Genomic DNA, 11,664 nt, shown 5'->3' on the forward strand with positions numbered 1-11,664 from the left:
GCGTGGCAAAACCGCCAACAACATTCATGGTTTAAACGGAGATTTGCAATGAGCAAAATTGAATCGATTCAAGCACGAGAGATCCTGGATTCTCGTGGAAACCCTACCGTAGAGGCAGATGTCATTCTGAGTTCTGGTCATCGCGGAACTGCGGCAGTGCCGTCAGGTGCCTCGACTGGACAGAAGGAAGCGGTAGAGTTGCGTGACGGCGATGCCAAGCGTTATCTCGGTAAAGGTGTATTGAAAGCCGTCGCTGCGGTCAATGGTGAATTAGCCGCGGCCCTGAAAGGTCAGGATGCCTCCGACCAGGCAGCTGTGGATGAGTTGCTGATCAAAACCGATGGCTCGGAAAATAAACAACGCCTGGGTGCCAATGCACTACTGGCCGTTTCACTGGCCAATGCGCGTGCTGCGGCCAATGCCGCTTCATTGCCCCTGTATCAATACCTGGCTGGTGATAAAGCGCCCTCAGTGATGCCAGTGCCGATGATGAATATCCTGAACGGCGGCGCCCATGCCGACAATAAAGTGGATATTCAGGAATTCATGATCGTGCCAAATGGTGCGCCAAGCTTCGCTGAAGCGCTGCGTTACGGCACCGAAGTGTTCCACGCGCTTAAATCCGTACTAAATCAGCGTGGCCTGAGCACTGCGGTCGGTGATGAGGGTGGTTTTGCACCTGATCTGCCATCCAACCAGGCGGCGATTGATTTGATTCTGGATGCCATCGACAAGGCTGGCTTTAAACTGGGCAGTGATATTTCTCTGGCGCTGGATGTGGCCAGTTCGGAATTCTATAAAGACGGTGTTTATCATCTGACTTCTGAAAACCGTCAATTGTCAGCCTCTGATATGGTTGACATGCTGGCTGCCTGGTCTGAGCAGTATCCGATTGTCAGTATCGAAGATGGTCTTGATGAAAATGACTGGGATGGTTGGCAGCAACTCACGGCCCGCATTGGCAACCGTGTGCAGTTGGTGGGCGATGATCTGTTTGTCACCAATACGCGTCTGCTCAAGCAAGGCATCGACAGCAATGTAGCTAACGCTATTCTGATTAAACTGAACCAGATCGGCACTTTGAGTGAGACGCTGGCGGCGATTGAGATGGGTAACAAAGCGGGTTATCGCTCGGTTATTTCTCACCGTAGCGGTGAAACTGAAGACAGCTTTATTGCTGATCTTGCTGTTGCGACCGGAGCTGGTCAGATTAAAACCGGTTCACTGTGTCGTTCTGACCGTGTGGCCAAATATAACCAACTGCTGCGAATTGAAGCGGCATTGGGATCAGCTGCGAGCTATCCCGGTTCTGATGTATTCAAATTCTGAAGCAGTTCGAGACTGAAATGTTCGGCATTAAGCCCGTCATGCTGATACTGCTGGTGATTTTGCTGTTATTGCAATATCGATTGTGGTTGAGTCATGACGGGTTGCCGTCATTGCTGCGTTTACATCATGCTGTTGAAAATCAGCGGCTTGATAATGCCCGGCTTGAAGAGCGCAATGAAGTACTTGCTGCTGAAGTACAGGATCTGAAAAGTGGCCTTGAAGCGCTTGAAGAACGCGCACGCAGTGAGTTGGGCATGATCAAGCCCGGCGAGACATTCTTCCACATTATCGAAGATTCAGACGATGCCCAGTGAACAGTTCTGGGCGATAGTGCCTGCTGCCGGCACTGGCAGCCGCATGCAGACTGACAAGCCAAAGCAATATCTGCTGTTGCAGCAGCAGACGGTGCTGATGCACACCCTCAACAGGCTGCTGTCTCATCCTCAAATATCTGGTCTGGTGATTGCTATTGCCAAGGATGATCCCTGGTGGTCATCACTGGAAATTCCAGCAGACTGGCCATTACTGATTGCCGAGGGCGGACAACAGCGTTCAGATTCAGTCTTAAACGCTCTGGATAGGCTGGCTGATGAGCAAGTGGGAGACCCATGGGTATTGGTCCATGATGCGGCAAGACCTTGCTTACGGCACGCCGATATCGATCACATGATCCACAGTCTGGCGACTGATGAAGTGGGTGGTATTTTAGCCATGCCAATCACCGATACGGTGAAACGGGCAACCATGGATGGCCGGGTGGCTGAGACTGTGCCACGAGAGGCATTGTGGCGAGCCGCAACGCCACAAATGTTTCGTTTACAACAACTCAGACAGGCACTCAGTCAGGCGATTGCCGCCGGTATCAATGTCACCGATGAGGCCAGTGCGATGGAATACCTGGGCTATCAACCAAAACTCATTGCCGGGCATGCGGATAACATCAAAATCACCCTGCCACAGGACTTGCCATTGGCTGAATTGTTTTTACAGCAACAAGGCGGATCAAATTTATGAGAATCGGTCACGGTTATGATGTGCATCGTTTTGCAGCCGATTGTGATTTGGTGCTGGGCGGTGTCAAGATTGCCCATCATCAGGGCTTGGCTGCACATTCGGATGGCGATGTACTGATCCATGCGATTTGCGATGCCTTGCTTGGCGCCGCCGGTCTTTGGGATATCGGGCATCACTTTCCAGACAGTGCTGAGGAGTTTGCAGGCATCGACAGCAGAGTTTTGCTGCGTCGGGTAATCGATGCCATCAAAGCAGCAGGTTATGAGGTGGCAAACGTCGACAGTACACTCGTGGCCCAGGCGCCCAAGCTGGCACCGTTTATCCCTGAAATGCGTCAGAAACTGGCCGCTGATATGCAGATCGACGAAGGCGCGTTGAATATCAAGGCAACCACCACCGAAAAGCTTGGCTTTGCCGGGCGAGAAGAGGGCATCGCAGCGCATGCGGTTGCCCTGATTACAAGGATCCAAAATTGAAACATTTTGACTTCAGTCAATTGCAGCGTTGTTCTGACCGAACTTCTGAATGCAAGGCGATCATCAGACAGTCGCCGGCTGATTTTCGAGTCACAGAAATACTGCCATTTGCGCCTGAGGGCGTGGGCGGGCATCACTGGTTATTCATCGAAAAGACCGATACCAATACCGACTGGTTGGCAAATGCACTGGCCCGTTTTGCCGGCGTTCCTCAAGTGGCGGTTGGCTATGCCGGATTGAAAGACCGACATGCCATCACAAGGCAATGGTTCAGCGTCAACCTTGAAGGTCATGAAGTGCCGGATTGGTCACAATTTGATACCGAACAGTACCGGATCATTGAAGCGCATCGACACAATAAAAAACTTAAGCGAGGCGCGCTGCAAGGTAACCGCTTTGACATCACATTACGTGAGCTTTCAGGTGATAAAGATGCCTGGCTGGACGGGCTTTTGCGCATTAAACAAGACGGTGTTCCCAACTACTTTGCAGAGCAGAGATTTGGTCATCAGTCAGGTAATTTGTTTCGAGCTGACCAGTGGTTTCAGACCGGTCGGGCACCCAATCGTCGTAACCAACGCAGCATCATTTTGTCGGCGGGTCGGTCCTGGCTGTTCAATCTGGTGTTGTCGGAACGCATTAAATCTGGCAGCTGGAATCAGGCCTTGCAGGGGGATGTGATGCAGTTGGCAGGCAGCCGCAGTTTTTTTCACCTTGCCGAAGTAGATGCCGACATTGAACAGCGGCTTGCTCAGATGGATATACATCCAACAGGTCCGCTCTGGGGCCGCGGCAGAGTGCCGAATTCTGGACTCAGTCAGCAGCTTGAGGAGACCGTGCTGCAAGACTGGCAGGATTGGAAACAAGCCCTTGAAAAGGCTGGATTATCACAAGAACGGCGCGCGCTCAGGGTGTTTCCTGAGCAGATGGATTGGCAATTTGTTGATGACAACTGCCTGAAACTCTCGATGCAATTACCGGCAGGTAGTTATCTGACTGCGGTGCTTCGTGAGCTCGCTCAGATTGACGATGCCAGTCTGATCGTCAACACTGGAGACAACTCAGTTGAGGATGCTGAATAAATTATCGGGGCATCGATCATGAAATATCTCTTGTCCTTGTTGATCTGCTTTATACCCTTGCTTGCCAATGCCAAAAGCTGGCAGGTGAATAGTCCTGAACATCAAATGGCGGTACTTGAGTTATTCACTTCGGAGGGCTGTGGCCGATGTCCGCCAGCCGAACAATGGATTAAGCAACTTCCAGAGATAGGCATTGATGATCGGCGCCTGATAGTGCTGGCTTTTCATGTTGACTATCTGGATGAACAAAAAGGCTGGGTGGACGCGTTTGCCCGGCCCGAATTTACCGCAAGACAGCGACAGCTTGCTCGACTCAATCTGTTTCAAACCATTTTCACCCCCGAATTTGTACTCAGCGGTGAGGTGGTGCATAACTGGCGCCAACACTTGGAAGATGTGGTGCTCTTTGTCAATGATTTGCAGCCAGAGGCGGACATCTCGCTGCAGGTTGAACATGACTCGCAGACACAGCAGTTGTTGATAGATACGCATGTACTGGTAGAAGGTGAGCACAATCAGGCGCATTCCAGCCTCTATCTTGCCGTCAAGGAAAACAACCTCCAGAGTCATGTCACCGCAGGTGATAATGCCGGTCGACACTTCAATCATCAGAATGTCGTGCGGCGTTGGCTTGGACCCTATCCACTGGACAGGGAGATGTTGATCAGTGCTGAAGTACCTGTTGAGGACGACTGGCAGCTGAATCAATTGACTGTGGTGGCCGTTGTTCAAAACCTGAGTGATGCATTTGTCTTGCAAGCAGTTGCTCTGCCGCTGGAGCATGAAGGAAACTGATGGATTATTTACCGATTTTTATTGATCTCAAGGATCGACAATGTGTGGTTGTCGGTGGCGGCGAGATTGCGGCCAGAAAAGCTGCACTGCTGCTCAAGGCGCAGGCCAAGGTCACCATTATTGCCCCGGATATTGCCGAACCCACTCGTCAGATGCTTGCGGATAGTCAATGGGCAGGACGCGTCTTCTGGTTAAAGGCGGTTTTTGACAAACATCATCTCTACCAACAGCGCATTGTCATTGCCGCCACCGATGATAACGAGGTCAATCTTGCCGTTTACCGAGCGGCAAAAGCCAAAAGCTTGTTGGTCAATGTGGCGGATGAGCCCGAATTATGTGACTTCATTCTGGCTTCAATTCTGGATCGTTCACCTATCGTCATTGCCGTGTCCAGTGGTGGACAATCGCCTATTTTGGCCAGAAACCTGCGAGCACGATTGGAAACATTGATTCCGCCTGCCTACAGTCGTCTTGGTGACCTGGTCGGCCGTTACCGGGAAGCGGTCAAGGACAAGTTCAGCCAATTGGCCCAGCGTCGCAGGTTCTGGGAGTCGGTATTGGAAGGTCCGGTTGCCGATCATATGCTGGCAGGTCGTGAGGCACTGGCCGAGCAGACACTGCAGACATTAATTGACAACACTGCCGATAATGCACTGCAGCAGGGTGAGGTGTACCTGGTCGGTGCCGGGCCGGGCGATCCTGATTTGCTGACCTTCAAAGCCTTGCGGCTGATGCAACAGGCAGATGTGGTGTTTTATGACCGGCTGGTCAGCAAGGAAGTGCTGGCACTGGTTAGACGTGAAGCTGAGCTGGTTTATGTCGGTAAACAACGTGCCTGGCATCACAAGCGTCAGGATGAAATTAATTTTTTGCTGCTTGAACATGCCAAGCAAGGCCGTCGAGTGTTACGTTTGAAAGGTGGCGATCCATTTATCTTCGGACGTGGCGGTGAAGAGATCGCCACGCTGGCAGACAATAAAATTCCTTTTCAGGTGGTTCCGGGAATCACGGCTGCTTCTGGCTGTGCCAGTTATGCCGGTATTCCGCTGACGCACCGGGATTATTCTCAGAGTTGTGTGTTTGTTACTGGACAGCTCAAGGAAGGTGAGCTGGATCTGAACTGGCAAAGTCTGGTTCAGCCAAGACAAACCATCGTGGTCTACATGGGGCTGGTCGGACTGCCTGAGTTGAGTCAGCAGTTGCAGGCTCACGGCATGCGTGCGGATATGCCGGCCGCTCTGGTGCAACAGGGCACTACAGAAAATCAAAAAGTCTGGATCAGTACGATTGCTGAACTACCAGAACTTGCTGAAAGAGAGCAGCCGGTAGCACCGACGCTGGTCATTATTGGTGAAGTGACACGGCTGCACAATTCATTAAGCTGGTTCAATCCTGCGGATCAAAACGCATCGATAGATCAATAGCCGCAATATCCTTGGTCAGTGCACCGACAGAGATCCGATCAACGCCGGTCTCTGCGACTTGGCGGATATTGTCGAGGTTGATGTTGCCCGATGCTTCCAGTAATGCGGCCTGCTGATTAATCGCCACGGCTTCAATCATCAGTGGCAGCTGGAAGTTATCGAGCATAATAATGTCGGCGCGGGCCTCCAGTGCCTGATGCAACTCATCGAGATTTTCGACTTCAACTTCAATGCTGACGCCGGGGTGAAGCTGCTGTGCCAGTTTGACCGCCGCGGCGATGCTTCCGGCCGCATTGATGTGGTTTTCCTTGATCAGAATCGCATCGTAAAGCCCGAAGCGATGATTGTCACAGCCGCCGCATTGCACCGCGTATTTTTGTGCAATTCGATAGCCGGGCAGTGTCTTGCGTGTATCAAGGATTGACACCGGCAGGCCTGAAACAGCGTCAGCATAGCGCCGGGAAATGGTGGCCGTTGCTGACAGGGTTTGCAGAAAATTCATTGCGGTTCTCTCACCCGTCAATAATTTTCTTGCAGAACCTTGCAGGCTGCAGATCACGCTATCGGCGCTGATACGGTCACCATCGTTAAAATACCACTCGATGTGAATGTCAGGATCCAGTTGCTGAAAAACACTGTTAAACCAGTCTTGACCACACAGACAGCAGTCTTGTCGAGTCAGCAGGCGTGCATGGCTACGTTGCTGCTCAGGAATCAGATCGGCAGTCAAATCGCCCTGACCGATGTCTTCCAACAGTGCCAGTTTTACCTGAGATTGAATAAACGCTTGCGGAACCGGGTTGAGAATTGACATGAAAAACCTGAGTATTGAAGAAACAGCAAATAGGGTAACGTGTGTGGCATTGATAATCTATCGCGATGACTTTTCAGGAGTACTTCAGTGAGCGACAGTCGCACTGGATTCAAAATTGACCGACGGACAGGCATTCTTAACGAGGCGAAGTTTCTTCTGTCTCCAAATCATGATCAGCGTCCCGAGCCGGCTGACATCAGTGGCATCGTGTTACATAACATCAGTTTGCCTCCGGGCCAGTTCAATGGTGATTGGATTACCGATTTATTTTTGAATCGCCTTGATCCAGGCGCGCATCCCTATTTTGAAACAATTGCTTCGATGCGTGTTTCCGCCCACCTGTTGATAAGACGAAATGGTGAGCTGATACAGTATGTGCCATTTCATTTGCGTGCCTGGCATGCCGGTGAATCATGCTGGAATGGTCGGCAACGCTGTAATGATTTTACCGTGGGTATTGAACTGGAAGGCGATGATCACAGTGCTTTTGAAACTGCACAATATCAGTCATTGGTTGAGGTCATTCAGGCGCTGCTGCTTACTTATCCAACGCTAAGTAAGTCAGCCATTACCGGGCATGAACATATTGCGCCGGGACGGAAAACGGATCCCGGTCCGTTTTTTGACTGGACAGCGCTGCATGCAGCACTGGGCTCTGACTAAAACAAAAAAGCCGCTTTTCAGCGGCTTTTTTATCGGATGTTGGTCAGTTTTACTGAGTAATTGCGACCAATTCGATATCAAAAATCAGTGTTTCATTTGGGCCAATCAATTGACCAGCACCACGTGGACCGTAGGCCAGATGACCAGGAATCACGACACGCCATTTAGCGCCTTCCTGCATCATTTGCAGTGCTTCTTGCCAGCCCTGAATTACACCATTCACCGGGAATGTAGCAGGCTCACCACGGTCATAAGAACTGTCAAATACGGTGCCATCAATTAATGTGCCGTGGTAGTGGGCAATGACGCGATCTTCTGGGCCAGGTGTTGCACCATCGCCAGCTTGTAGAATTTCGTATTGCAGACCGCTTTCTGTGGTCACAACACCATCACGGGCAGCGTTTTCAGTCATGAAAGTTTTGGCTTGAGCCTGTTTTTCGTTTAGGACTTCGGCCATTTTTTGTGCTTGTTTTTGCTGATATTCACCGATGAGTCGCTCTGCAGTTGCTTGGTCAAGACGCGGTTGTTGACCCGCCAGCATATCGGCAACACCAGCACTGAAAGCAGAGATGTCGAGGTCTATGCCTTCGGCCTGCATGCTTTGTCCGACCTGAATGCCGAAGATGTAGCTGAGTTTCTGTTGGTCTGTGTCAAGGTTGGCGTTGTCTGCCATTGCATAGGCTCCGAATAACATTGGTAGAAAGGCTAGGGTTTTTAATTTCATTCATCTGCTCTCATGTTGATTAACAGGTCACCGGGATGGTTTGTGTTAGTACCCGGGACGACAGCGAAGTTCACCATACGCGAATCTGTATTTTTTTTCATCCTGTCTGCGTTAGCAGTCTTTGGAAAAACAGCCGCAGTCTATGGCTTCCAGGCAGGTTCATCAGTAAGACGCGGACTTATCGGAATATGAAAACCTGGCAAGAGGTTGTAACCGGTATCAAAGTCACCGTAAGGCTCTCAAGACATCCTTTTGCGCACGACTATTGTGTTGCACTTTTTGTTGAGGGAATCACCATTCTCGGTGAAGTGCGCCTTGTATTTGCACGCAAAACCTCTCGCAGAGCGTTCCGAACATCTGTTCAGAAATTGCTTAATATCTGACTAAAGCACTTGGTTATTCACGTAATTGATACTATAATAGTACCAATTGGAGGAGATGCCATGTTACGCATGGGAAAATTGACAGATTACGGCATTGTATTGATGAGCTACCTGGCTGCTAACAGGGGCTCACAACACAGCGCACATACTTTATCTGACGCTGTGCAGATGCCATTGCCAACGGTTCGCAAAGTGCTTAAGCATCTCTGTGCGGCGGGATTGTTAAATTCCGAGCGCGGTGCACAGGGCGGTTATGCCCTGAGCCGTCAGCCGGAGTTGATCTCGGTCGCGGAAATTATCACGGCGATTGAGGGGCCGATTGCACTGACAGAATGCGTCAGTTCTGAGAGTCACTGTGATCAGGAAACACACTGTGCAGTTCAAACCAACTGGACGCGTATTAACAACGCTGTTTTCCATGCGCTTGACGAGGTCAAGCTGTCGCACATGCTGACACTGCCTGCATCAGCTTCACGGCCGCTGGTGTTTTATCCTGCGGCCGACAAATTGAACAAAATTAATCTAAATGATGGTGAAGTCCATGACTGATCAAACACAACAACTGGAGACATTGACGCGCAAGGAGTACAGCGCTGGTTTTGTCACTGATATCGAGTCTGACAGCCTGCCTCCGGGTCTTAGTGAAGACGTAGTCCGCGAAATCTCGCGTATCAAAAACGAGCCTGAGTTCTTATTGGAATGGCGGCTGAAAGCTTATCGTCACTGGTTGACGATGGATACGCCGACCTGGGCACATGTGCAATATCCAGAAGTCGACTTTCAGGCCATCAGCTACTATTCAGCGCCCAAGAAAAAGACCGATGGTCCCAAAAGTCTTGATGAGGTCGATCCAGAGTTGCTGAGAACCTACGAAAAACTGGGTGTGCCGCTCGATGAGCGTGCGCGTCTGGCTGGCGTTGCTGTAGATGCTGTGTTTGACAGTGTTTCGGTGGCCAATACCTTCCAGGACAAACTGGCGGAACAGGGCATCATTTTTATGCCGCTATCCAAAGCAGTTCAGGAATACCCGGAGCTTATCAAGCAGTATCTCGGTACCGTAGTGCCTTATCAGGACAATTACTACGCGGCGCTTAACTCTGCGGTGTTCAGCGATGGTTCTTTTGTTTACATTCCTAAAGGCGTGCGTTGTCCAATGGAGCTGTCAACGTATTTCCGTATCAACGCGGCTAATACCGGACAATTCGAACGCACACTGATCATCGCCGATGATGACGCGTATGTCAGTTATCTGGAAGGCTGTACGGCCCCGATGCGTGACGAAAATCAGCTGCATGCTGCGGTCGTTGAACTGGTGGCGATGAATCGCGCCGAGATTAAGTACTCCACCGTGCAAAACTGGTATCCCGGTGACGAAAACGGCAAAGGTGGTATCTACAACTTTGTGACCAAGCGTGCTGCTTGTCGTGGCGAGTCATCAAAAGTTTCATGGACTCAAGTTGAGACGGGTTCGGCGATTACCTGGAAATATCCAAGTGTCGTGCTGCAGGGCGATAACTCTGTAGGTGAGTTTTACTCCGTGGCCGTGACTAACAACATGCAACAGGCTGACACTGGCACCAAGATGATTCATTTGGGCAAAAACACCAGCTCAACCATCATTTCAAAAGGTATTTCAGCCGGACGTTCGCAAAATGCCTATCGTGGCTTGGTACGAATGGGGCCTAACGCCGAAAACGCCCGAAATTACACTGAGTGTGATTCATTGCTGATGGGTGATCGTTGTGCGGCACATACTTTCCCTTATATCGAAGTGAAAAACCCGACCGCAAAAGTCGAGCATGAAGCGTCAACCTCAAAAATCAGTGAAGACCAGTTGTTTTATTGCAAACAGCGAGGTCTGGATACTGAGGATGCGGTATCGATGATCGTCAATGGTTTTTGTAAGCAGGTGATTCGTGAATTGCCGATGGAATTTGCCGTAGAGGCTCAGAACCTGCTTGGTTTATCGCTGGAAGGATCGGTGGGTTAGTCAAACGCTCCGCACCATGATCCGCTGATGAAATACTAAAAAAATACTTATTTCGAAGAGTCAAAAATTTATGAAAATGCTGGAAATCAAAAACCTGCACGCCACCATTGATGGCAAGGAAATTCTAAAAGGAATCGATCTGACAGTTAATGCTGGCGAAGTTCACGCCATTATGGGACCTAACGGCGCAGGTAAAAGCACGCTGTCAAACGTGCTGGCTGGCCGTGATGGTTATGAAATTACCCAGGGTGAGATCCTTTACAAGGGCGAAAATCTGATTGATCTGGAACCGGAAGAACGGGCTCAACGTGGGGTTTTTCTGGCTTTTCAATACCCGGTCGAGATTCCTGGCGTCAGCAATATCTATCTCTTGAAAGCTGCACTGAATGCGGTTCGCAAATATCAGGGACTGGATGAGCTTGACGCGATTGATTTTCTGACTCTGGTGCGCAGCAAAATGGAACTGGTCAAGATGGATGAGCAGTTTCTGCATCGCAGCGTTAACGAAGGTTTCTCCGGTGGTGAGAAAAAACGCAACGAAATCCTGCAAATGGCCTTGCTGGAGCCTGCGCTGGCAATTCTCGATGAAACCGACTCAGGTCTGGACATTGATGCCTTGCGTATTGTTTCGGAAGGGGTCAACGCCCTGCGTGATGCAGATCGCTCAATGATCATGATTACCCACTACCAGCGTTTGCTGGACTACATCGTGCCGGATTACGTGCACGTGTTATCCAACGGCCGTATTGTCAAATCAGGTGACAAGGACCTAGCCAAAGAATTGGAAAAATCAGGCTACAGCTGGATTCATGACGCCCCTGAAGGTGTTGGCGCATGAAACAGCTCGCCGAAATCCACACCGCATTTATCGAGCGTGCCGATGATGTGAGCTTGTTAAACACGCCAGCAGTCAAATGCTCTGCGCACAAGCCAAAGCGCAGTTCGAGCGTCATGGTCTGCCGGGTAAAAA

The 11,664-nt window shown here is 50.5% G+C and carries 13 protein-coding genes; 11 read left to right on the forward strand and 2 right to left on the reverse strand.

The genetic code is table 11. The features are described 5' to 3' along the window. The first annotated feature begins 48 nt into the window (after window positions 1-48). From eno to cysG, 7 genes are read left to right on the forward strand one after another with little or no spacing between them, the layout of a single operon-like run. Window positions 49-1,329: a phosphopyruvate hydratase gene (gene eno / locus MPL1_RS09925; RefSeq protein WP_009727002.1), complete on the forward strand. Its 1,281-nt coding sequence runs from the start codon at window positions 49-51 to the stop codon at window positions 1,327-1,329. Between the two features lie 17 nt (window positions 1,330-1,346). Next, entirely contained in the window at window positions 1,347-1,643 is a 297-nt protein-coding gene (gene ftsB / locus MPL1_RS09930; RefSeq protein ID WP_009727003.1) for a cell division protein FtsB, read from the forward strand. Further along, window positions 1,633-2,343 carry a 2-C-methyl-D-erythritol 4-phosphate cytidylyltransferase gene (gene ispD, locus MPL1_RS09935; protein ID WP_009727004.1) on the forward strand — a complete coding sequence of 237 codons (711 nt, stop codon included), beginning with the start codon at window positions 1,633-1,635 and terminating at the stop codon, window positions 2,341-2,343. The genes ftsB and ispD overlap by 11 nt, the downstream gene beginning before the upstream one ends. Continuing rightward, window positions 2,340-2,819: a 2-C-methyl-D-erythritol 2,4-cyclodiphosphate synthase gene (ispF, locus tag MPL1_RS09940; protein WP_009727005.1), complete on the forward strand. Its 480-nt coding sequence runs from the start codon at window positions 2,340-2,342 to the stop codon at window positions 2,817-2,819. The genes ispD and ispF overlap by 4 nt, the downstream gene beginning before the upstream one ends. Next, the gene (truD, locus tag MPL1_RS09945) at window positions 2,816-3,901 is read left to right on the forward strand and encodes a tRNA pseudouridine(13) synthase TruD (protein WP_009727006.1); all 1,086 of its coding nucleotides are present in this window, start codon (window positions 2,816-2,818) and stop codon (window positions 3,899-3,901) included. The genes ispF and truD overlap by 4 nt, the downstream gene beginning before the upstream one ends. Window positions 3,902-3,919: 18 nt before the next feature. Further along, the gene (locus MPL1_RS09950) at window positions 3,920-4,696 is read left to right on the forward strand and encodes a DUF1223 domain-containing protein (RefSeq protein WP_009727007.1); all 777 of its coding nucleotides are present in this window, start codon (window positions 3,920-3,922) and stop codon (window positions 4,694-4,696) included. Then, complete coding sequence (cysG, locus tag MPL1_RS09955; RefSeq protein ID WP_009727008.1) at window positions 4,696-6,120, forward strand: siroheme synthase CysG; 1,425 nt, start codon at window positions 4,696-4,698, stop codon at window positions 6,118-6,120. The genes MPL1_RS09950 and cysG overlap by 1 nt, the downstream gene beginning before the upstream one ends. Here the strand turns inward: cysG and nadC are convergent. Next, a complete protein-coding gene (nadC, locus tag MPL1_RS09960; protein ID WP_009727009.1) occupies window positions 6,083-6,934 on the reverse strand; it encodes a carboxylating nicotinate-nucleotide diphosphorylase in 852 nt (283 codons plus the stop codon). The genes cysG and nadC overlap by 38 nt on opposite strands. A gap of 87 nt (window positions 6,935-7,021) precedes the next feature. Here nadC and ampD point away from each other — a divergent pair, with 87 nt between their 5' ends. After that, window positions 7,022-7,597 (forward strand): 1,6-anhydro-N-acetylmuramyl-L-alanine amidase AmpD, encoded by a 576-nt coding sequence (gene ampD, locus MPL1_RS09965; protein WP_009727010.1) that lies wholly within the window; start codon window positions 7,022-7,024, stop codon window positions 7,595-7,597. A gap of 49 nt (window positions 7,598-7,646) precedes the next feature. Here the strand turns inward: ampD and MPL1_RS09970 are convergent, their stop codons facing one another. Beyond that, window positions 7,647-8,321: an FKBP-type peptidyl-prolyl cis-trans isomerase gene (locus tag MPL1_RS09970; protein WP_152417649.1), complete on the reverse strand. Its 675-nt coding sequence runs from the start codon at window positions 8,319-8,321 to the stop codon at window positions 7,647-7,649. A gap of 443 nt (window positions 8,322-8,764) precedes the next feature. Between MPL1_RS09970 and MPL1_RS09980 the strand changes: the two genes are divergently transcribed. The 3 genes from MPL1_RS09980 to sufC all read left to right on the forward strand — a co-directional run bounded on the left by MPL1_RS09980 (window position 8,765) and on the right by sufC (window position 11,532). Next, window positions 8,765-9,253: an SUF system Fe-S cluster assembly regulator gene (locus MPL1_RS09980; protein WP_009727013.1), complete on the forward strand. Its 489-nt coding sequence runs from the start codon at window positions 8,765-8,767 to the stop codon at window positions 9,251-9,253. Next, window positions 9,246-10,694 carry a Fe-S cluster assembly protein SufB gene (sufB, locus tag MPL1_RS09985; protein WP_009727014.1) on the forward strand — a complete coding sequence of 483 codons (1,449 nt, stop codon included), beginning with the start codon at window positions 9,246-9,248 and terminating at the stop codon, window positions 10,692-10,694. Before MPL1_RS09980 ends, sufB begins: the two co-directional genes overlap by 8 nt. A 76-nt stretch (window positions 10,695-10,770) precedes the next feature. Further along, window positions 10,771-11,532, forward strand: a complete 762-nt coding sequence (gene sufC / locus MPL1_RS09990; protein ID WP_009727015.1) for a Fe-S cluster assembly ATPase SufC — start codon at window positions 10,771-10,773, stop codon at window positions 11,530-11,532. Window positions 11,533-11,664 lie beyond the last annotated feature (132 nt).

This window comes from Methylophaga lonarensis MPL, from assembly GCF_000349205.1.
Lineage (GTDB): Bacteria > Pseudomonadota > Gammaproteobacteria > Nitrosococcales > Methylophagaceae > Methylophaga > Methylophaga lonarensis.

Bases quoted from the DNA above. Each gene is read 5' to 3' on its own strand.
- eno (WP_009727002.1), top strand. From the start codon at position 49: ATGAGCAAAATTGAATCGATTCAAGCACGAGAGATCCTGGATTCTCGT.
- ftsB (WP_009727003.1), top strand. From the start codon at position 1,347: ATGTTCGGCATTAAGCCCGTCATGCTGATACTGCTGGTGATTTTGCTG.
- ispD (WP_009727004.1), top strand. From the start codon at position 1,633: ATGCCCAGTGAACAGTTCTGGGCGATAGTGCCTGCTGCCGGCACTGGC.
- ispF (WP_009727005.1), top strand. From the start codon at position 2,340: ATGAGAATCGGTCACGGTTATGATGTGCATCGTTTTGCAGCCGATTGT.
- MPL1_RS09950 (WP_009727007.1), top strand. From the start codon at position 3,920: ATGAAATATCTCTTGTCCTTGTTGATCTGCTTTATACCCTTGCTTGCC.
- cysG (WP_009727008.1), top strand. From the start codon at position 4,696: ATGGATTATTTACCGATTTTTATTGATCTCAAGGATCGACAATGTGTG.
- nadC (WP_009727009.1), bottom strand. From the start codon at position 6,934: ATGTCAATTCTCAACCCGGTTCCGCAAGCGTTTATTCAATCTCAGGTA.
- MPL1_RS09970 (WP_152417649.1), bottom strand. From the start codon at position 8,321: ATGAAATTAAAAACCCTAGCCTTTCTACCAATGTTATTCGGAGCCTAT.
- MPL1_RS09980 (WP_009727013.1), top strand. From the start codon at position 8,765: ATGTTACGCATGGGAAAATTGACAGATTACGGCATTGTATTGATGAGC.
- sufB (WP_009727014.1), top strand. From the start codon at position 9,246: ATGACTGATCAAACACAACAACTGGAGACATTGACGCGCAAGGAGTAC.
- sufC (WP_009727015.1), top strand. From the start codon at position 10,771: ATGCTGGAAATCAAAAACCTGCACGCCACCATTGATGGCAAGGAAATT.